The sequence below is a fragment of the Gilliamella sp. HK2 genome, assembly GCF_001690265.1.
Taxonomy (GTDB): Bacteria; Pseudomonadota; Gammaproteobacteria; order Enterobacterales; family Orbaceae; genus Gilliamella; species Gilliamella apicola_C.
In genome coordinates this window covers 130,086-152,601 of the sequence record NZ_LZGV01000095.1, presented here as the reverse complement: position 1 = coordinate 152,601, position 22,516 = coordinate 130,086, and the positions used below count along the sequence as shown (strand labels likewise).

Below are 22,516 nucleotides of genomic sequence, written 5' to 3'. Positions count from 1 at the left end.
TTAAAGGTATTATCATGCCATATTTATTGCTGACATTAGCGGCTTGTTTTTGGGGCGGTAATTATGTGGTGGGGCGAGTTTTAGTTACCCAAGCCGATCCCATGGTGATATCTGAAGGGCGTTGGGTTATTACTGCGCTGTTACTATTGTGCCTTTATTATAGCCAAGTGCGTAGCGACTTATCCAAAATTAAAAAGTCAATCTGGCCAATATGTTTGCTAGCTATTTTTGGTCAAATTATATTTCCATTAGCGCTATATATTGGGCTTCAATATACTTCATCGCTCAATGCGTCAATTTATTTGTCAGCCACACCTGGAATGGTTTTAGTAATGAATAAATTACTATTTAATGATGCAATTTCAAAAAATAATATTTTAGGCGTTTTGTTCAGTACTATGGGGGTTATTTATCTTATTCTGCAAGGAAATATCGCCAATTTAAGTGAGCTCAGCAATATTAATAAAGGTGATTTATGGGCGATGGCATCAGCAATAAGCTGGGCTTGCTATAGCGCATTTTTACGGTTAAAAGATAAATCGATATCAGGTAATGCCTTTGTGACTGTGAGTGCCGTATTAGGCTCGGTAATGTTGTTGCCTATTGGGTTAGTCTATTTTTATTTTCATCCTATTGAGAACCTTGCTCATTATACTGATACGAGTTTTTTGCTTGGCTTATTGTATATTGCCGTTTTTGCATCTTGGCTTTCTTATTTATTTTGGAATAGAGGCATTGTGGCTATTGGTGCAACACGAGGGCAAATATATACTCACATTATTCCTTTGTCAGCAGGCATTTTCAGTATTGTCTTTTTACATACACAAGTTGCGTATTTCCATATTGTTTCGATCATATTCATTGTCATTGGGATCTATTTTTGCTCAAAAAGATAAATTGCTAACTCAGTATAAAATAGTGTGTAAAATATTTAGTATTAGTTGGTTAATTAGCCGAATATTTACAATATCATGTTATTTTGCTATAGTTAGCACTCAATTTTCACAAAAAGGAATTGTTTTGTTGTTATTTAGTAGAAATCAAGATAGACAATAAAACATCGGTTTTTGCTTTTTTATTATCCTCATTTTTTATCTTTGCTGTATTTTTGCTTCAATTTTAATTAGCTGATAAACACATTTTTAATGTGTAATCTAAAAAGTACGTTCTTTGTGTATTAAAAGGTAACCGTTTACCTTGTTGCATCATTCCTTTTTTATTCTTTGCATGTAAACAGGCGGTATTTTATGAAAAAGACAAAAAGATCCAAAAACAAACCATTAAATATTAACGATATTACCATAATTGATGATAACAAGTTAAAAAAAGCCATTACTGCAGCAGCGCTCGGTAATGCGATGGAGTGGTTCGATTTTGGTGTGTATGGCTTTTTAGCTTATGTGTTAGGGCAAGTGTTTTTTCCTGATGCATCGCCTAGTGTTCAAATGGTGGCGGCATTAGCCACGTTTTCGGTCCCGTTTTTGGTCAGACCGTTAGGTGGGGTGGTTTTTGGTATGCTTGGTGATAAATTTGGACGCCAAAAAGTACTATCCATCACTATCATCATTATGTCGTTAAGTACTTTTTGTATTGGTTTAATTCCTTCTTACGCTTCAATTGGCATTGCTGCGCCAGTGTTATTATTGTTAGCTAAATTTGCGCAAGGGTTTTCAATTGGCGGTGAATATTCTGGCGCAGCGATATTTGTTGCCGAGTATTCGCCAGACCGCAAACGTGGTTTTATGGGGAGCTGGTTAGATTTTGGTTCTATTGCTGGTTTTTTAGTGGGTGCGGGTTTGGTGGTATTGTTATCAAGTATTCTTGGCAAAGAAGTGTTTCATAACTGGGGATGGCGAATTCCATTTTTATTTGCCCTACCATTAGGATTGATTGGGCTTTATTTACGTCATGCATTAGATGAAACGCCTGCATTTCAACAGCATACTGATTTAATGGATCATAATGATCGCAATCATATTGAAAATCAACCTAAAATGACATTTAAACAGATCATTACAAAATACTGGCGGAGTTTGCTTATTTGTGTAGGGCTGGTGATTGTGACCAATGTGACTTATTACATGCTATTAACCTATATGCCTAGTTATTTATCTCACAATTTAAATTATGATACAGATCATGGCGTGTTAATTATTATAACCATCATGATTGGTATGTTATTTGTGCAACCATTGATTGGTTTTATTAGCGACAAAATCGGGCGAAAGCCATTTATTATTGGTGGTAGCTTAGGGTTATTAATTCTTGCTTATCCTGCATTTGTTATGATCAACAGCGATATTATTGGGCTTATTTTTTTAGGATTGTTGATTTTGGCTATATTACTTAACTGTTTTACTGGTGTTATGGCCTCTATTTTACCTGCTATCTTTCCAACCAGTATTCGTTACAGTGCGTTGGCTATATCTTTTAATATTTCGGTATTGGTGGCTGGTGCTACACCAACAGTTATCGCTTGGTTAGTTGCAGAAAGTCATAATTTATATATGCCAGCTTATTATCTAATGGCTGTGGCATTAGTTGGTTTACTTACTGGCATAAAAATGAAAGAAACCGCTAATCGACCATTGCGTGGCGGAACGCCTGCGGCATCTGATCGGTCAGAAGCAAAAGAAATTTTATCAGAACATTTTGATTCGATTGAACATAAGGTCGAAGATATTGATGAACAGATTGAAACATTGCAAGAACAGCGCCAAAACTTAGTCGATCAGCATCCTAAATTAGATTAATTTTTGTTGCGTAATTTTAGTGCATCCGAGTTAAGACATTTTCAGTAACTAACTCGGATTTTTTTATAATGAGATTATGTAAGCATAACAAACCTAAAATTTTTCTCAATGATAACGACAAAATAGAAATAACAAAATAAATGGGTAAGTGTAAGGTTGGATAAAAACTTCAATAAAATCAATTACTTTTCTGAACGACTTTTATAAGTTTAAAACCTATTTTTTAAGTGTGAAAACGAGTATAAATTTAGTCTAAAAATAACTATTTGCGGTGTTTTGCGCTGTGCCAGTTTTGGCATTATCGCTGAATATCAAAAGTTTGGAAATTAACAACAAATAGCTTATTCAATACTAATTTATATCTATCAAAACCTATTTTATGCTAGCTGACTTCATCATTAGTTTACTATGATACTGTCGCCGATACTCAGTTGGGGTTCGATCTGTCTTTTTTTTAAAAATCCGACAAAAATAATTACTATCTTTAAATCCTGATGCTTGAGCAATTTCTTTTATATTTAGATCATAATCTTTCAATAGTGATTTTGCATATTCTAAGCGAATTTGATTAAGATATTCATTTAATCCTATTTTACCTTCGCGTTGAAATAGATGTGATAAGTAATTGGGCGAAATGTAAAACATATCGGCTAAAAAATCACGCGTAACATCTTCACGAAAATGCGTATCAATGTATTGGCGAATCGCCTCAAAAAGACTGGTAGTTTTGGATGATGTTTTAATATCGACATTTAGCAAATCAAGGGTGTTGCTAAATAAACTGTGAATAAGGTGATAAGCTGTTTTATTTTGTTTGCTCGGCTGGTTATACCGAGTTAACTCGGTCAGTGCTTGAATAATAAATGATCCAACCCGAGGACCACGCCTTGGGATATTGGCTTGCCCATGGGGAATCAATTGTCTGCCATCCCAATGTAATAGTGTTATAGCAATTTGCTGTTTGCCAAATAAAATAGTTAATAAGGTGGATGGGGCTTGCCAAATGGGTTTGTTCCAGCTGTGAGCAGCGATATAAAGTAAATCGTTGGTTGAAAGTACTTTTTCAAGTACGTTGCCGTCGTTATTAGCCCATAGCATTTTTTGTTTACCATCTAAGACGATCTCAATTCTAGGAAAATCGACTTGATAGGCATGTAAAGGGGCACAATTGCTGTTATTAGCGAAATAGATGTGATTGATTGTTAGCGGGTGATTGACTAACTTAGTTAATTTGTTGTTAATGAAATCTGTCATAAGATTAAATTGATGATAAATCAAGTTGTGCGCAATTGTTGAGATTATATACAGATATAAAAAATATGAAATCAACATAAATTATTTTTTATTTAATAGGCTATTTTTAATTTATGATTGTGTGATCTAAGTCTAAATTTTTCATCTAACGTATATAAATCCAGTAAATGGCAAAAACGTCTTCTAGGCGGTTGGGTGATTTTTTTTTACTATGTTTAGTATAAAAATGATGTTTAGTATAAAAATGTTGTTCTAAGTTAATAGATGATGATTGATCTGAATTAGGAGTGAACCATGGAACTATATCTAGATACCGCTGATGTTACGGCCATTAAACGTTTAGCTAAAGTGTTGCCAATTAATGGCGTAACCACCAATCCTAGTATTGTGGCAAAAGCAGGTAAGTCTATTTTTTCATTATTGGCTGAATTACAAGACGTGCTGGGTGCTGATAAACTGTTATTTGCGCAAGTATTGTCAAGCAATGCTGAAGAGATGATAAAAGAAGCGCATCAGCTAAGAAAAGCAGTGCCATCGATTGTGACAAAAATTCCCGTTAATGCGCAAGGGTTGATGGCAATCAAAGAACTCACCCTGCAAGGTATTCCAACCTTAGGTACTGCTGTTTATGGCGCAGGGCAGGGGTTTTTAGCAGCATTAGCGGGCGCTAAATATATTGCGCCTTATGTTAATCGTATTGATGCTCAAGGTGGAAGTAGCAAAGATACTGTACAAGAATTACAAAAATTGTTAGATTTGCATTGCCCACAGTCAATGGTATTAGCTGCCAGTTTTAGAACACCGAGACAAGCGTTAGATTGTATGCTGGCTGGATGCCAATCGATTACTTTGCCCATAGATGTGGCTGAACTGTTTATTTCTGATCCAGCAGTCGATGCGGCAATCACTAAGTTTGATGACGATTGGTGTAGTGCTTTTGGTGCACTAACGTTTTAACTTTGTTTACCTATTTTTGTTTACCTATTTTTTGACTTGAGCTTGTTTTGCTGCTTTGGCGTGGAACAAGCTGATCTGCCTTTTTCAATTGTAAAAATAGCATAACTCTAACATTTTTTATTGTATGATGATTCTTAATATTAATCACTATAAGGTGCAATGCTATGGATGAAAAAAATAATAAAATCAAAGTAAATAAAAAAGCTATTGTTAATGCATTACTCACAGTATTAAATGTTGAAAAAATCTCGCCTAGTTTTATTCGTGTCCAATTTAGTTGTAATAAGCAAGTTGATATTAATCCTTTATGGATTTGTCCTTACTTAAAATTGTTATTTCCTGATCCTTTAACTGGTAAAATAGAATTTCCCAAGTTTGATGATAATAATAAAATCGTTGTTGACGATAAATTACGCCGACTTATTCGTAGTTATAGTGTGCGTGAGTTTGAATGTGCTAATAATGAGTTTTTTGTCGATTTTGCTATTCATCAGACTGGTTTAGCGTCGGTTTGGTCACAAAAAGCTAAGATTGGGGATCAAATTGGTTTGATTGGTGCTGCCAGTAAATTGCAGTTTACTGATGATCGTTTGGTGTTAATGGGGGATGTTTCAGCCATGCCAGCGATCTGTTATACGCTTGAGCATCTACCTAAAAAGCATAAAGCTTTTGCCTTCATTGAAGTAAATCATAAAAATGATATTGTTTCATTATCAGACAATAAAAATATTGAAGTTTGTTGGCTAGTACAAAATCCAGATAATCCCCATCAATTAATTAATGCGGTAATCAACGCTAATTTATCAAGGCAAGGTAAACTGCTGTTTTGGGGAGGAATGGAGCGCTCGCTTGCACAAGCTCTTCGCCATGCGGTTAAGGATAAATATACACATTTACCGCCGGATGCTTTTCATATTACTAGCTATTGGCGAGAAGGTTTTGCCGAAGGTGAATTTAAACATCGTGAATAATTAGCGGTTGCTTTTTTATGAATATTCTTGCTCATTTACATTTGGCCACGTTAGCACATAGCTCATTAATTGGTAATACTGTGGCCGATTTTGTTCAAGGTGATCCGTATTTAATTTATGATACTGATATTGCTGATGGCATTATGTTGCACCGAAAAATTGATAGCTTGACTGATAACCTGCTTGAAGTTAAACAAGCTAAATTACTGTTCCGTCAATCGTATCAGCGCGTTGCTGCCATTACATTGGATATTGTATGGGATCATTTTTTGTCAAAGCATTGGGATAGCTATGGGCTGTTGCCTAGTGTAGCTCAATTTAATGAAGCAACCAAAGCGCATATCCAACCATATATTAGCGCTTATCCAGTTGATTATCAGCACTTTATGAATGCGATGTGGCGTGGGTTGTGGCTCGAAAATTATGCATCTCTCGATTTTGTTGGCGACGTGTTAGCTGGTATGGCACAGCGGCGACCGAAATTATATTTGCTAGAAGAAACGATTATTGATATCAAACAACATTATGGCCAATTAGAGGCGCTGTTTTTTTTGTTATATCCTAAAATTTGTTTAACAGTAAAACAAGGCATTAACTAAGTTGGATTTAGTGCTATCGGTTTAAGTTTTATACACTGTAGCTTAAGCCGATAGCGGTGAGTATTTTTCGATTAATTAGGTAATATTAGTTTACCATCGTTTATTTGGATAACATCCTTACGATTTGGCAATTGGCTAATCGGTTTTAGATTTTTGTTTGTTACTTGTGGGGCATAGCCACTTTTACCACCTCGAGGTTTTGTGCGCACAACTTGGCTTACAGGTAATGTTGCTTTGTTGGTTAAGTTAGCCCATAACCATTCAATGGCGTCTTCACCATAATAATCAATCGGTAATAAGGTATTGTCAAACGGTGGCCTACCATCTAAGTAACTAGCGTTTTCAACTTCAATATATCGCAGTTGTGACTGACTTCCTTCAACTAAACTATTTAATGCCACATAAGGGCGCGATGTGTAGTTTGATAGTTGTTTAACATTATTACGTCCATGTATAATAAAGGTTTTTATGCCATGTAAGTTGCCAGAAGCGCTAACTTGTTTTATACCTTGTTCAACGCGTGGCTCTTGTGATTTTTTATAAACACAAATAGATCCTTTAGTACCATAATCAACTATCCCCTTCGTTTGAGAGCTAGAATAGAACTCTCGCCTTGGTGTATTGAGATCCTCGTTTTCAACGAGATCCAAAATAGTTGCATTCGGTCCATTCCACAGCGGTAAATGCCCGTTGGCCATTCCCCATATTTGCTGAAACGATATTTCCTCTAATGGTGCAACCTTACCTGTATAATTAATTGGATTTTGCTGAGTGCTTGCCACTGAAAAGTTACACATATTTTCGGTGACATCGTATTTACCATATGCGCTAATATATTGGTAAGGCAGTCCGATAGATTCAGTATAGTAAAAATACGGTAGCTGGATATCCATTTCTGGTGTCCAACCATATTTGTGTAGTTTTTCTAGTGCTTCTTTGGGCGTGCCTGTGGTGAGTAATTTTGCTTTTTTAAGGGCGTTACAGCGTTCTTGTGAATAAAGAAAGTAATCGGCATACGGCACGTAAGAATCATTTTTATGTGCTTTTATTGCTGGGATTGCACATGGTATATATAATGCGCCATAAGCACTGTAATTGGCAATGGATCTGGCTTGTAGTTTGTGTGATTTGCTATCGCCTATCTTGATCGAGACAGGGGTATTATCAAGTTTTGGTTGAATTTGTGGATTGACCGCAACAATACCATCAATCATATTTTGGTCATCTAATTCGCCGGCTTTTAATGCTGCTCCACCACCATCGCTTGCGCCATAGACTAAAACAAGGGTGTTATCTTTGTTAAAGATAGCTTGATCATTAGGTGAAAACATACTATTGAGTTCATAAAAGGCAAATTCTATGGATTTTAATACATGCTCACCCCAGCGGGATTCGGCATTTAGTTTTGAGTGCAACTGTTTTACCGCATAGCGATGCGGGTATTTTTTTATGTATTTTTCTTTATTATCAATTGAAGTATAAAATAAGATATTACCAGTTTGTACTTCTCCCCATACGGTAAAGCCAACTTTGTGTTCCATATCATAAATACCGTTGCCTAATCCTTTGTCATTATAGACCACTGCGCAGTTGTGACGAAGTCCCCATAATCCACGAATTTGGACATCTTTGGCATTTAATATCCCGTCCGAATCACTAGCTGGAACTGCAACAATGCAGGGCTTATGTTTATTAAAATCAATTGGGATTTGTAATAACATACCTACGCCATCATTTCTTTGTACGGCTGTTATTTCGGTGCCTGCAAATTTGCCGTCAAATAAAGGTGTTAATTCTTGCTTCCTAAAACCAAATAGTGATCCTTCCCCAATTTTAGTATCAATATAGCGATTTAGCTTGGCTTGACGGCGTTCTTGAAAGTGTGGTTTGGTCGGAATTTCAACGTCAGGCGTGATACTACTGGTTGATAATGGCGTAAAACCGAGCCCAGCAGTAACAAGATCGTTGCTATCGCCATCATAATATGCCAAGGTACTGCGAACTAGCCATTTAGGTTTTACTATTGTATTGTCAATTTTTTTTGTGTTATGGCTCTGAGCATCTACATTCTCATTTACTACTTTCTCATTTACTGCTGATTCCATGCTCGCAACGGTATTGCTTGAATCAGGAGTTGTTTTATTGTCAGTATTGGTGATTTTGCTAGTATTTTCTTGAACTGTGTTCGTTTTTGCGGTTTCGCCCAATGAAGTTGATTTTGTTGGTTTTCCTTGTGCAATTAATGGCATGGCGACAAGGGCAAAAAATACCAATTTGGCTAATGTTTTTATTTTTTTCTGTTTCATTTTTAATTCCGTTGCAATCACGTTTTAGCAGATATAATTATTATGGTTTATTGCAAAAATTAGATGGTTATTTATTGATTAATATACCTATTATGATAGTTTTAGTCTTTTACTATGTAATTATACACGAATTTTTGTTATTCGTTATTGAGTAAATTTAAATTACAAATTTTCCAAAAAGCGGCAATGATTTTTTCAGATAAGCGTCTTTTTTGCACACAAATCCCTACATCAAATGGCTCCATTAAATTGGTGGACCATTCTGTAATTCGTTCTCGGACTCTTTCTGGACTGTTGTCCATCACGACTTTTGGCAATAAGGCGACACCACAACCCAAAGCAACCATCGACACAATCGCTTCATGCCCTGCGACAGTAGCATAAATTTTGGGGTTGGTTATTTTCTTTTGTTTAAACCATAAATCAATGCGGTGACGGCTTGGGCCATGTTCTGGCAATATAAAAGGGATATTGTGCCAATCAGGTTTTTTTTGATGCAATTTATCGCTAAATGAGCTATTTAGTTTGGGAATCAACAAAACCATGTCAATTTCACCAAATTTTAAAAACTCAATGCCCGTAGGTAGCTGTTTAGGTTTTCCTGCAATGGCTAAATCGGCGGCATTGGATTGTATTTTTCCAACCGCATCGGCGGCATCGCCCGTTGATAGTTTGATTTCAACTAATGGGTAGTGGATCCTAAAACGATCAAGTATTTCAGGCAAATGGCTGTAGGCTGCAGTAACAGAGCAAAATAGAGTTAACTCCCCAACTAATTGTTGTTCTGATTGATCTAAATCCTGTCGCACTTGTTGGTGTAAATTGATCACTTGCTGGGCAAAACGCTTTACTTTTTCCCCTTCATGAGTCATTTGTACTTGCCGATTATCACGAATAAACAGTGCATGGCCAAAGTGTTCTTCTAAACGTTGAATTTGTCTCGATAACGTTGATGGGCTGACATGCATGGCATTAGCTGTCATGCCAAAATGACAAGTTTCACACAAATGTAAATACAATTTTAGATCTCGAATATTCATAACTAGTTCCGTTTTTATACTGAAAAGTTAGGTTTAGCCTGAAACTTTTTGGCAAAAAGACAAACAGCATTTAGCAATATTAAAGTCAAATATTATGCATAGATAAGGCAATAAGGCAAATAACAGCAATAATAACATCAATGGCAAAATAGATAGATACCTGCTAAAATAAATGATTATTTTGTGTGGATTAAAAAGTTAATTTTATGACAGAACAAGCGTATTTAGACGAAGTCAAAGCTCGTCGCACTTTTGCGATTATTTCTCATCCTGATGCGGGTAAAACAACGATTACCGAAAAGGTGCTATTATTTGGTCATGCTATACAAACTGCGGGTACCGTAAAAGGTCGTGGTGCCAATGCTCAACATGCTAAATCTGACTGGATGGAGATGGAAAAGCAACGTGGTATCTCAATAACAACCTCGGTCATGCAATTCCCATATAATGACTGTTTAGTCAATTTACTTGATACCCCTGGACATGAGGATTTCTCAGAAGATACTTATCGCACGTTAACTGCGGTTGATAGTTGTTTGATGGTGATTGATGCGGCAAAAGGGGTTGAGGATCGCACACGTAAATTAATGGAAGTGACAAGGCTACGCAATACACCAATTTTAACGTTTATGAATAAATTAGATCGTGATATTCGCGATCCTATGGAACTGCTTGACGAAGTTGAAAACGAGCTAAATATTATGTGCGCACCCATTACTTGGCCTATCGGTTGTGGCAAGTTATTTAAAGGAGTTTATCATTTAGCGAAAGACGAGACTTACCTTTATCAAACAGGTCAAGGCCATACTATCCAAGAGATTCGAATTATTAAAGGGTTAACTAACCCCGATTTGGATTTAGCTGTTGGCGATGATTTAGCGCAACAACTACGTGAAGAACTTGAATTAGTACAAGGCGCGTCAAATGAATTTGATCTAGAGGCCTTTTTATCAGGTGATTTAACGCCCGTTTTTTTTGGTACGGCATTAGGCAATTTTGGTGTTGATCATATGCTTGATGGTCTAACAGCATGGGCACCAACGCCACAACCACGGCAAAGTGATAAGCGAGAAGTCAAATCTTCGGAAGAAAAATTCAGCGGTTTTGTGTTTAAAATTCAAGCCAATATGGATCCTAAGCATCGTGACCGAGTTGCATTTATGCGTATTGTGTCAGGTAAATATGAAAAAGGCATGAAGTTACGTCATGTTCGTATTGCTAAAGATATTAATATTTCTGACGCCTTAACGTTTATGGCTGGTGATCGTGAACATGTTGAAGAAGCCTATGCTGGCGATATTATTGGACTACACAATCATGGTACTATTCAAATCGGTGATACTTTTACTCAAGGGGAAGATTTGAAATTCACAGGTATCCCTAACTTTGCACCAGAATTGTTCCGCCGAATCCGCTTAAAAGATCCACTTAAACAAAAACAGTTATTAAAAGGACTAGTGCAATTGTCTGAAGAAGGCGCTGTACAAGTATTTCGCCCACTAGCTAATAATGACTTAATTGTGGGCGCTGTTGGGGTTCTTCAGTTTGATGTGGTTGTTGCACGTTTAAAATCAGAATATAACGTTGAGGCGATTTACGAATCAGTTAATGTCACAACCGCTCGCTGGGTAGAGTGTAGTGATGTAAAAAAACTAGAAGAGTTTAAACGTAAATGCGAGCAGAACCTTGCTTTAGATGGCGGAGATAACCTTTCTTATATTGCGCCAAGCATGGTTAATTTGAATTTGACTCAAGAACGGTATCCTGATGTTAAATTTAGGAAAACTCGTGAGCATTAATTTAGTCATCTACCAAATCACAGAGTTTATCAAGATGCTGTAGTATTATTGATAAATTTGTTGTTTTTATTTTTTGTTATTGCTATTAAAACTGAGTTGAGCGAGCAGAAATTATGATTTATAAGAATAGAAGAAAATTAGTTAATTTTATTATTAGTGGATTTATTGGGGCTTTACTTACCACTTCATATTCATCTTTTGCCATCGAAAACAAGCTTGCTAACCCAGTTTTGTTAGAAAAGGTACAACAAAGTGAGCGCGACAAGCGTCAATATGAGGTTATTGAACTGGCGAATAAAATGCGCGTTTTATTGGTTTCAGATCCTAAAGCGGTTAAATCGTTGGCGTCATTAGCATTACCAGTTGGTTCGTTGCAAGATCCCAAAGATCAGCAAGGTTTAGCTCATTATACTGAACATATGGTATTAATGGGATCGAAAAAATACCCTGAACCAGCGAGTTTTTCGCAGTTTTTAAGCCGTCATGCTGGTAGTTATAATGCTAGCACTGCTGCGCATCGTACTGCGTTTTATTTTGAGGTCGAAAATAGCGCATTTGAAACAGCATTAGACCATTTGGCTAATGCTATTGCTCAGCCAAATTTAGATCCTAAATTTGCCGATAAAGAACGTAATGCGGTAAATGCAGAACTGACCATGGCGAGATCAAATGATGGTTTTCGTATTGGACAAATTGATTCGGAAACTATTAATCAAAACCACCCAGCTTCTCAATTTTCGGGCGGTAATTTACAGACATTGAGTGACAAAGAAAGCAGTAAACTACAAGATGCTTTAGTTAATTTCCATCAAGGCTATTATTCTGCCAACATTATGGTAGGGGTAATTTATAGTAATCAGTCTATTAATAAATTGGCAAAGTTAGCAGAAAGCACTTTTGGTCAAATTGTTAATAAAAATATTGATGCACCTAAAATTGATAAGCAAGCGCTGACCGTTGAGACATTAGGTAAACAAATTACGATGGTACCAGCGCAACCAAAAAAATTGTTATTATTGCAATTCCCCATTGAAAATAATGTGGCTAAGTTTGCTGACAAGAGTGATGAATATATTGGCTATTTAATTGGTAACCGTAGCAAAAATACATTAGTTGATCAGCTTCAAAAGCAAGGTTTGATTGAGAGCATTCAAGCGTCAAGTAATCCAATTAAATATGGCAATAGTGGGTTATTTAGTATTTACGTTAATTTAACAGAAGATGGTCTTGCCCAAAAAGATAAGGTTATTGCAGCTATTTTTAATTATTTACAATTAATTCAACACGAAGGGCTTTCTGACGCTTATTATAAAGAAATGCAAAAAGTGCTAGCGTTAGAGTTTAAATATCAAAATGTTGAACGTGATATGTCTTATGTGGAATGGCTGTCTGATCAAATGTTGTTATACCCTATTAAAAATGTGTTGAATTCTGATTATGTTGCTACGCATTTTGACAAAACAACGGTAGTTAATCGTTTAAAAAGTTTCACCGTTAATAATGCAAGGGTTTGGGTTATTTCTCCTAATCAATTGACGAATAAGACCGCTTATTTTGTTGATGCCCCGTATAAAATTGATAATATTACTAATGAAGAAAAAGTAAATTGGCTAAATTTAAGTAAAAGTTTTTCGTTTAGCTTGCCTGAACTCAACCCTTATATTCCAGATGATTTTACGATTTTGAGCCAAAACAGCAATCAATCACAACCAGCGGGATTCAGCAAGCGCGGAAACCATTTCCATTTCGTTAGTCAGTATTTTCGTCAAGAACCGAAAGCTGAAATTGTAGTTTCGTTACGAAATAATGAAGCTTTTATTGATGCGAAATCCAAAGTGGCGTTTGATTTACTCGATTACATTGTTAGCCGTCAATTAGCGCAATTACAATTTCAAGCAAGTATTGCTGGTATAGCCTTATCTACGGGTAGCGATGATGGTTTGATGATTACGGCTAGTGGCTTTAATCAACACTTACCTGAAATGATATTAGCGATACTTAATAGTTATCGCCAAATAACGATTGATGAACAAAGCTTAGCTTTAGCCAAGTCATGGTATTTGCAAAAACTTGATGCAGCGGAACATACAAATAGTTACCAATTAGCTGTTAATCCTGTGAGTGCATTATCTTCTGTTCCTCATTATTATGAGCGAAGTGTCAGGCGTCAAATCACAGAAGATATGAGTATTAATGATATTTTAGCTTATCGTGATAATCTAATGACTAATTCTGTACCTTATATGCTAAGTTTGGGAAATTTATCTAATGAGAATTCATTAGATCTTTATCATGCTATTCAAAAAATGCTTGCACGCAAAGCTGAATTTACCCCAATGAAAAGCATCAAAATTAAATCACCTTTATTGGCACAAATTACTCAGCAGGCTAAAAGTACTGATAACGCCTTGATGATGAGCTATATCCCAACGAATTATGATCGTATTACAAGTAGTATGTTAAGTTATACACTTTATAAAATAATCTCACCATGGTTCTTCGATCAGTTGCGAACTAATGAGCAACTTGGTTATGCTGTATTTACAACACCAATTACGGTTGGGGATTCTGCGGGGATGAGTTTTATTATCCAAAGTAATCAATATGATCCAGCTTATTTGCTTAAGCGTTATCAAGAATTTTACCCAATTATGTTAAGTAAGTTAGAAGCTTTATCAGAAAATGATATTGAGCAATACAAAAAGGCGATACTTGAGGAGCTGACAATGCCACCTCAAACATTGGATGAAGAATTAAGCCGTTATATGCCAGATTATCGTTTATCACGTTTTGCCTTTGATTCACGCAGTAAAAAAATAGCGAAGGTAAAAAACATCAATAAACAAGATTTGATCGATTTTTATCGTTATTCAATAATCAATCAAAAAGGCTTAGTGCTTGCTTCGCAAGTGCTTGGTAAGCGTTCAGATGATATTAAACAGCCTAGTGCAATTTCAGAATTTACTGAATTTGAAAATGCATCAGCACTACAAGATATTTTATTAAAATAATATACTAAAATGTATATATTACCTGAAATATTTTTATAGAAAATTGGCAATGTAACTACCTTGTGATACACTGCCAAAATTCGAATAATTTGAGTTAATTATGGTGAATGGAACAGTCGATTATTTGGCTATAGGACAGCGGTTACGTGCTTATCGCATCGCTGCTTCGCTTAAAGCTGAAGATGTAGCTCAAAGCCTGAAAATATCAAGAGCAGCGGTTTATCGTTTAGAAAAAGGCGAAATCGTTAAAATTGAGACATTAGCTCGTTTAGCCCTATTGTTGGATACTTCTTTAGCCAGTTTACTTGGTATAGATACTGAATATTACTCTAGTGGTGAAGGTTTTTTTGAGCGAATGCGTCAGCTAGAAGAGCAATCAACCCACATCTATTCCCATTTTGATCCATTTTCTTTTTTATTAACTTCTCCAAACTATCTATCTCATTTAGCCATGATGCTTGAAGAATCAAGTGAATCGGCTGAGATGAAAAAATACGCAGTCATTTTATCAATTTTAAAAGATCGTAAAACACAGTTTTACCAATCAGTTCCTAAAGTAATTAATTTGATTAGTTTGCGTAATATAGAGCGGTTTTTGCACCTTGGCTTAGTAGGCGATTTAACCATTTCGCCGGGTAAAAAATCTGAAAGAATGTTGTTGGCACGCAAAGAGATTTACCATTTAATTGAACTATTAGAACAACAATCTTATGCGCCAACTATTGCAATTACGCAACAAGCAATTCCATCGATTGCTTTCCAAATTTTTTATCAAAGCGAGACTCCAATTTCGCTAGCAATTAGCCCATTTCGATTAGGTGAGTTACCAAATGTAACAACGGGCATTGCATCGATTACCTCATCGCCTGACGCAATTAAACGTTATCGTTCATTATTTGATAAACTATGGCAAAATAGCGCTAAAGAGCAACAAGCCATTGATTTGCTAAAAGCAACGTTAGATAAATTTTAAAGAATATTAAAGAGAGTCATTATGTTATCCTTAACATTACAACCCATAAAAAGATTTAATGGCACCATTAACTTGCCAGGATCAAAAAGTGTTTCTAATCGAGCACTATTACTATCCGCTTTGAGCCAAGGCGATACTCGCTTAACAAATTTACTCGATAGTGACGATGTTCGTTACATGCTTGATGCATTGACGGCTCTCGGTGTGAAATATCAATTATCCCATGATCGTACTATTTGTGATATTGAAGGTGTAGGCGGCAAACTATGCTCTTCACATGCATTAGAACTATTTTTAGGTAATGCAGGCACAGCAATGCGTCCTTTAGCAGCTGCGCTATGCCTTGGCCACAATAACATTGTATTAACTGGCGAGCCACGTATGAAAGAGCGCCCAATTGGTCATTTAGTGGATGCATTGCGTCAAGGAGGGGCTAAAATTGACTATCTTGAAAATGATGGTTATCCTCCGTTACATATTCATGGTGGTTTCATCGGAGGAAAAATTCAAGTTGATGGTTCTGTATCAAGCCAATTTCTAACAGCACTATTAATGGCTGCGCCATTAGCTGAACAAGATACTGAGATAACTATTATTGGTGATTTGGTATCTAAACCTTATATCGATATTACTTTAAAAATGATGGCGATATTTGGCGTTACAGTGGTTAATCAAAACTACCAAACTTTCATGATTAAAGCGAAGCAAAGTTACCAATCCCCGAAAAATTACTTGGTTGAAGGCGACGCTTCTTCTGCATCTTATTTTCTAGCCGCAGCCGCCATTAAAGGTGGCACTGTAAGAGTAACAGGGATAGGTAAAAAAAGTTTACAAGGAGATACACAATTCGCTCATGTTTTAGAAAAAATGGGTGCTAAAGTGACTTGGGCTGATGATTATATAGAATGTTCGCATGGCCAATTAAATGGTATTGATATGGATATGAATCATATTCCTGATGCGGCAATGACGATTGCAACCACCGCTTTATTCGCTAAAGGGAAAACCACTATTCGTAATATTTATAATTGGCGAGTTAAAGAAACTGATCGTTTATACGCTATGGCAACAGAATTACGTAAAGTCGGAGCAACGGTTGAAGAGGGTAGAGATTATATTACTATTGAGCCACCGGCAAAATTAGCCCACGCTGAAATTGAAACTTATAATGATCACCGCATTGCCATGTGTTTTTCACTTGTTTCGCTATCCGATACACCTGTGACAATTTTGGATCCTAAATGCACCATGAAAACATTTCCAGATTACTTTGAACAATTTAAAAGATTAAGTGAATAATAGTATGAATAACACTATCCCAGTTATAGCCGTTGATGGACCCAGTGGAGTAGGAAAGGGCACTCTGTGCCAAGCGTTAGCGAATCATTTTAATTGGCACCTTTTAGACTCGGGGGCAATTTATCGTGTACTGGCATTATCGGCGTTGGAAAAAAATATTGCACTAGATGATGAGAATCAGTTAGCTAACTTAGCATTAAATTTACCTTTATCTTTTGACACAAGTGATATTGAAGTTAAAGTGCGATTAAATGGGATTGATGTGTCTAAAAATATTCGCACAGAGCAAACAGGCGGGGCAGCATCAAAAGTGGCTTCGCTTAATCAAGTTAGAGTTGCGTTATTACAACGTCAGCGTGATTTTAGACAGGCTCCAGGATTGATTGCTGATGGTCGAGATATGGGTACGGTTGTTTTTGCTGATGCGCCAGTCAAAATCTTTCTTGATGCAAGCGCCCAGTCTCGTGCAGAAAGAAGGATGAAACAGTTGCAAGATAAGCAGAATCATGCTAAATTTGCCAACATTTTGCAGGAAATAACTGCACGTGATGAACGCGATCGTAATCGAGCCATTGCGCCGTTAAAACCTGCTGTTGATGCGCTAATAATTGATACCACATCACTGTCTATTCAAGATGTTTTTAATCAATCTATTACGTATATAAACGAAAAACTTGCGCTGTAAGCTAACTTACGGCGTGAACTAAGCTCCATTATATGGATGAGTGGAGTATCGTAAACAACCCCACAAGACATGATGTAATGTGGACGTTAATATTAATTTAAGTATATAAATATGACTGAATCTTTTGCTCAACTCTTTGAAGAGTCTTTAAATCAGCTAGACACTCGTTCTGGTAATATGATCCGTGGTACTGTCGTTGCAATCGACAAAGATGTTGTTTTAGTTGATGCTGGATTAAAATCTGAATCAGCAATCCCAGTAGAGCAGTTTAAAAATGCCCAAGGCGAATTAGAAGTTCAAGTTGGCGACGTTGTTGACGTTGTACTTGACTCAATTGAAGATGGCTTTGGTGAAACCATCTTATCTCGTGAAAAAGCTAAACGCCATGAAGCGTGGTTAGTATTAGAAAAAGCAGTTGAAGATGCTGCAACAGTTTTAGGTGTTATCAATGGTAAAGTTAAAGGTGGCTTTACGGTTGATCTTAATGGCGTACGTGCGTTCCTTCCTGGTTCACTTGTTGATGTTCGTCCATTACGCGATACTTCTCATATCGAAAACAGAGAAATTGAATTAAAAGTTATTAAGTTAGATCAAAAACGCAACAACGTTGTTGTATCACGTCGTGCGGTTATTGAATCTGAAAATAGCGCAGAAAGAGAACAACTTCTTGAAAATCTACAAGAAGGTTCAGAAGTTAAAGGTATTATCAAAAATCTTACTGATTACGGTGCGTTTGTTGATCTTGGTGGAGTTGACGGTTTACTTCATATCACTGATATGGCTTGGAAACGTGTTAAACACCCAAGTGAAGTGGTTGAAGTAGGACAAGAATTACTTGTTAAAGTACTTAAATTTGATAAAGACCGCTCACGTGTTTCTCTTGGCTTAAAACAATTAGGCGAAGATCCATGGGTTTCAATCGCTAAACGTTACCCAGAAGGCACTAAAGTAACAGGTAAAGTAACCAACTTAACTGATTATGGTTGCTTTGTTGAAATTGAAACTGGCGTTGAAGGTTTAGTACACGTTTCTGAAATGGATTGGACAAACAAAAACATTCATCCTTCTAAAGTTGTTAGCCTTGGTGATGAAGTTGAAGTTGTGGTACTTGAAATTGATGAAGAACGTCGTCGTATTTCTCTTGGCCTTAAACAATGTAAACCAAACCCATGGTTACAATTTGCTGATTCGCATAGCAAAGGCGATAAAGTTAGTGGTAAGATCAAATCAATCACTGATTTTGGTATCTTCATCGGCTTAGAAGGTGGTATTGATGGTTTAGTTCATCTTTCTGATATTTCTTGGAATATGCCAGGTGAAGAAGCCGTTAAAGCTTATAAGAAAGGCGATGATATCGAAGCTGTTGTACTACAAGTTGATGCAGAACGTGAGCGTATCTCTTTAGGTATTAAGCAACTAGAAGACGATCCATTTAGCAGTTTTGCTTCTAACTTCAAAAAAGGTGCAATTGTTAAAGGAAATGTGACTGCAGTTGATGCTAAAGGCGCAACCGTTGAAATTGCAGATGGTATTGAAGGTTATTTAAAAGCACAAGATATTGCTCGTGAGCGTATTGAAGATGCAACAACTGCATTAAAAGTTGGTGATGAAGTTGAAGCTAAAATTATCAATATCGATCGTAAAACTCGTGCAATTTCGTTATCAGTGCGTGCAAAAGATGAAGCTGACGAAAAAGAAGCACTTGCGGCTGTAAATAATTCTTCAACTCAAGAAGATGCATCATTTACTAATGCAATGGCTGAAGCATTCAAAGCTGCGTCAAAAACTGAGTAAAAAATGTTTATGTAAAGAGTAAAGAGGGCTTGCCCTCTTTTTCTTTTGTGGTATAGAATGGGTAAATTCCATGCCACATAAAAAATTAGGAGTGATCATGAACAGATCAGATTTAGTAGAACGAATTGTAAACTGGCGGACACACCTTCCTGTGCAACTAGTTGACGATTCGGTTAGAGATATCATCGAGCAGATCGCTTTAGCCATGGAAGGTAACGATCGTGTAGAAATTCGAGGCTTTGGTAGTTTTAGTTTAAATTATCGAGCTCCACGCAAAGCTAGAAATCCAAGAACTGGCGGTAATGTTGAAGTCAAACATAAGTACATTCCTCATTTCAAACCAGGTAAAGAGTTGCGTGAAAGAGTAAACAACGCTGCAAAAGCATAATCTCTAAATTCTATATTTAACTAAAAGCCTTTGAGTAAAATCAATGGCTTTTTTATTTTAAGTAATGCCATTACTGTTATTTAATTACACTCATCAGTTTAGTAAATTCATTTACTCCTATTGATTAACTAAGATCTTCTCATATTTTGTTTTTCATCATTATGAATTGTTTGCAATTTTTAAAATTTGAAAGATTATTAACAATTTTTAGTAAATTGTATCTGGTTTAATGATCAAATTGGAAGACTTCTCAAAAATTTCAAAACCATTTATTTTTTTATGATAGTAAGTGATAGGCTAGTTGTTAGTTTAGACTAACAATAGTAGGCACTAATGAGACAAAGTTGTTCCCTTGATTTAATGGCTATTATGTTTTCATTAGGTTGCCTACCATTACTATTTTTACCACATTTATTTTCTGATTTTCAGTGGTATTTTATTGCCGTTACCTTAGTTATTTTGTTGTTAGTGACTTCAGATAAATTTCGTTGGCTTCTATCTATTTTTATTATATTTTGTTTAGGTTTTTTATGGTCTATTGCTTATTCTAAGCAATATTTAACCAATATCACGCCTTATATTGACAAAATATTAATTGTTAAAGCTAAAGCAGTAAGTATCAATACACGCCAAATAACAACAAATGAGCCTTATCATTTGTCGTTTTCTATTTTTTCTGTTTCAGACCATATGCTTCCTAATAATATTCCAATCACAGTTTATTGGGATAAGTTAGCACTTCCTAAATCTGGCCAAATTTGGCAATTAACATTAAAAGTTAAAGTAGCACACGGTTACTTAAATGAGGGAGGATTTGATAGCCAACGTTTTTCTATTGTCAATCGAAGTTTATTATCAGCTAAATTAGTTGATGCAGAATTATTGCTAGATGAATCTGATGTAAAGCAAGCAATTACTGATTCGGCATTACCCTATATCAATTTGTTTCGTTATAAAGGCATTTTACTTGCTCTCGCTTTTGGCGATCGTTCCCAATTAGATAATTCACATCGTACAGTGATGATGCAAACTGGTATTGCCCATTTAATGGCAATATCGGGTATGCATATCTTAATAGTTTTTGGGATGAGTTGTTTTTTTATCAAAGTTTGCTTGTTTTTTATTCCAAAGCGTTTTATGCATTTTTTCGTTCCGATTATAGCAGGCTGGTTATGTGCATTTTTTTATGCATGGTTAACAGGCTTAAATCCGCCAGCTTTGCGCGCCATATTTGCTTTATCTATCTGGATTTATTTGCGTTATAAAAAAAAACAAATAAGTGCATGGCAAAAAGTCAATCGAATTATTGCGTTATTATTGTTATTTGATCCGTTAATGATTTTATCTGAAAGTTTTTGGTTATCTTGCTATGCGGTAATAAGCTTGATTTTTTGGTTTGACTGGTTACCACTCCCTAAAATAATGAAGTATAAAAAACGTTGGTATGTAATAAGGCTATTGCATTTGCAGTTTGGGTTAACCTTATTATTGCTACCTATTCAATTTTTTGTCTTTCAAGGAGTGAGTGCCGTCTCGATCTTAACTAATTTAATTGCGATTCCCATTATTTCACTATTTACATTTCCAATTATTTTAATTGCGTTAATATGTAGCGCAGTTGACTGTTTTTATATTGCATTATGGTTTTGGTTTATTGCTGATAAGTCTTTGGAATGGTTGTTTTTAAGTTTAGATTGGCTTAATTGGTTATGGATTAAAATTCCTTCCGACTTTTATTTATTAAGTTTTTTCAGCTGGATAATTATAGTTATAATACGCACCGGTGTTTGGCGCCGATTTAGCATGACTTTGCTGGTAATTTTGCTGATGTTACTGTTGCCATTTTTTAAAGATCAGAACTATCGTTGGCGGCTAGATATGTTAGATGTTGGGCATGGGTTGGCTATGGTTATTCATAATGGCAAATCAGCAATTTTATATGATACAGGTGCAAAATGGGATAAAAGTTCGGCTGTGGAAAGAGTTATTATTCCTTTTCTACAGTGGCATAATTTGAACGTGGAAGGTATTATCATCAGTCATCAACATAATGATCATGCAGGCGGTTTGACTATGCTTCAACGTGTTTATCCAAAGGCATGGTTAATGAGTTCATCTTCTGATTACAATAATACTTATCCATGCTTAGCGGGTAATCGTATTATTTGGCATGATTTGACATTTAATGTGCTGTGGCCGAAAAAATTGGTTGGTTATGCACAAAATGACGATTCCTGTGTGGTACAAGTTACTGATGGGCGATTTTCTGTATTATTAACTGGAGATTTAGAACGAAATCAGGAGTATCAATTAGTCACAACATATCGAAACCAGTTGGCATCTACCATTTTGCAAATTCCACATCATGGTAGTAACACTTCATCAAGCTATGCATTTTTAAATCATGTTAACCCCGTAGTCTCGTTGGTATCAACGTCCCGTTATAATCCTTGGAAACTGCCATCTCATAAAGTAATGAAAAAATATCAAGATCTAAAGCTAAATCATTATATTACCGCAAGGTCAGGGCAAATAAGCCTGTTTTTTGATAAACAAAAATGGAGCTTAAAAACCATGCGAAAAGAAATTACTCCTCGTTGGTATCATGATTGGTTTGGTAGTTTACCAATTTATGAGTAAAATAGATTATCTTTCGCTATAGATAGCCGTTTTAATAATTGTTATAT

The 22,516-nt window shown here is 35.9% G+C and carries 16 protein-coding genes; 13 read left to right on the top strand and 3 right to left on the bottom strand.

Annotated elements, in window-relative coordinates; genetic code table 11:
* Nucleotides 1-14: 14 nt before the first annotated feature.
* Nucleotides 15-896: a DMT family transporter gene (locus tag A9G45_RS10865; RefSeq protein ID WP_065568099.1), complete on the top strand. Its 882-nt coding sequence runs from the start codon at nucleotides 15-17 to the stop codon at nucleotides 894-896.
* Nucleotides 897-1,247: 351 nt separating this feature from the next.
* Nucleotides 1,248-2,753 carry a glycine betaine/L-proline transporter ProP gene (proP, locus tag A9G45_RS10860; RefSeq protein ID WP_065568098.1) on the top strand — a complete coding sequence of 502 codons (1,506 nt, stop codon included), beginning with the start codon at nucleotides 1,248-1,250 and terminating at the stop codon, nucleotides 2,751-2,753.
* A gap of 372 nt (nucleotides 2,754-3,125) precedes the next feature.
* On the opposite strand, the gene A9G45_RS10855 is transcribed toward proP, so the two are convergent.
* On the bottom strand, nucleotides 3,126-4,007 hold the full coding sequence (locus A9G45_RS10855; RefSeq protein WP_065568157.1) for a helix-turn-helix domain-containing protein: 882 nt from the start codon (nucleotides 4,005-4,007) through the stop codon (nucleotides 3,126-3,128).
* 294 nt (nucleotides 4,008-4,301) lie between these two features.
* On the opposite strand from A9G45_RS10855, the gene fsa reads away from it, so the two are divergent.
* The 3 genes from fsa (at nucleotide 4,302) to A9G45_RS10840 (ending at nucleotide 6,534) form a co-directional block, all read left to right on the top strand.
* Nucleotides 4,302-4,964: a fructose-6-phosphate aldolase gene (fsa, locus tag A9G45_RS10850; protein WP_065568097.1), complete on the top strand. Its 663-nt coding sequence runs from the start codon at nucleotides 4,302-4,304 to the stop codon at nucleotides 4,962-4,964.
* A gap of 164 nt (nucleotides 4,965-5,128) precedes the next feature.
* Nucleotides 5,129-5,935 (top strand): siderophore-interacting protein, encoded by an 807-nt coding sequence (locus tag A9G45_RS10845; RefSeq protein ID WP_065568096.1) that lies wholly within the window; start codon nucleotides 5,129-5,131, stop codon nucleotides 5,933-5,935.
* A gap of 17 nt (nucleotides 5,936-5,952) precedes the next feature.
* A complete protein-coding gene (locus A9G45_RS10840) occupies nucleotides 5,953-6,534 on the top strand; it encodes an acyl carrier protein phosphodiesterase (protein WP_065568095.1) in 582 nt (193 codons plus the stop codon).
* A gap of 71 nt (nucleotides 6,535-6,605) precedes the next feature.
* Here A9G45_RS10840 and A9G45_RS10835 read toward each other — a convergent pair whose 3' ends face one another.
* On the bottom strand, nucleotides 6,606-8,840 hold the full coding sequence (locus tag A9G45_RS10835; protein ID WP_065568094.1) for a 3-hydroxybutyrate oligomer hydrolase family protein: 2,235 nt from the start codon (nucleotides 8,838-8,840) through the stop codon (nucleotides 6,606-6,608).
* 137 nt (nucleotides 8,841-8,977) lie between these two features.
* Nucleotides 8,978-9,880, bottom strand: coding sequence for an HTH-type transcriptional activator IlvY (ilvY, locus tag A9G45_RS10825; RefSeq protein WP_065568092.1), 903 nt, complete (start codon nucleotides 9,878-9,880; stop codon nucleotides 8,978-8,980).
* Between the two features lie 206 nt (nucleotides 9,881-10,086).
* Here ilvY and prfC point away from each other — a divergent pair, with 206 nt between their 5' ends.
* From prfC to A9G45_RS10785, 8 genes are all read left to right on the top strand, one after another.
* Complete coding sequence (prfC, locus tag A9G45_RS10820; RefSeq protein WP_065568091.1) at nucleotides 10,087-11,679, top strand: peptide chain release factor 3; 1,593 nt, start codon at nucleotides 10,087-10,089, stop codon at nucleotides 11,677-11,679.
* Between the two features lie 113 nt (nucleotides 11,680-11,792).
* On the top strand, nucleotides 11,793-14,690 hold the full coding sequence (gene ptrA / locus A9G45_RS10815) for a pitrilysin (protein ID WP_065568090.1): 2,898 nt from the start codon (nucleotides 11,793-11,795) through the stop codon (nucleotides 14,688-14,690).
* A 100-nt stretch (nucleotides 14,691-14,790) separates the two neighbouring features.
* Complete coding sequence (locus tag A9G45_RS10810; protein WP_065568089.1) at nucleotides 14,791-15,663, top strand: helix-turn-helix domain-containing protein; 873 nt, start codon at nucleotides 14,791-14,793, stop codon at nucleotides 15,661-15,663.
* Nucleotides 15,664-15,684: 21 nt separating this feature from the next.
* A complete protein-coding gene (gene aroA / locus A9G45_RS10805) occupies nucleotides 15,685-16,962 on the top strand; it encodes a 3-phosphoshikimate 1-carboxyvinyltransferase (RefSeq protein ID WP_065568088.1) in 1,278 nt (425 codons plus the stop codon).
* Between the two features lie 4 nt (nucleotides 16,963-16,966).
* Nucleotides 16,967-17,647, top strand: a complete 681-nt coding sequence (gene cmk / locus A9G45_RS10800; protein WP_065568087.1) for a (d)CMP kinase — start codon at nucleotides 16,967-16,969, stop codon at nucleotides 17,645-17,647.
* A 111-nt stretch (nucleotides 17,648-17,758) separates the two neighbouring features.
* Nucleotides 17,759-19,441, top strand: a complete 1,683-nt coding sequence (gene rpsA, locus A9G45_RS10795; protein ID WP_065568086.1) for a 30S ribosomal protein S1 — start codon at nucleotides 17,759-17,761, stop codon at nucleotides 19,439-19,441.
* Between the two features lie 97 nt (nucleotides 19,442-19,538).
* Complete coding sequence (gene ihfB, locus A9G45_RS10790; RefSeq protein WP_065568085.1) at nucleotides 19,539-19,829, top strand: integration host factor subunit beta; 291 nt, start codon at nucleotides 19,539-19,541, stop codon at nucleotides 19,827-19,829.
* Nucleotides 19,830-20,162: 333 nt separating this feature from the next.
* Nucleotides 20,163-22,469, top strand: a complete 2,307-nt coding sequence (locus A9G45_RS10785; protein ID WP_065568007.1) for a DNA internalization-related competence protein ComEC/Rec2 — start codon at nucleotides 20,163-20,165, stop codon at nucleotides 22,467-22,469.
* Nucleotides 22,470-22,516 lie beyond the last annotated feature (47 nt).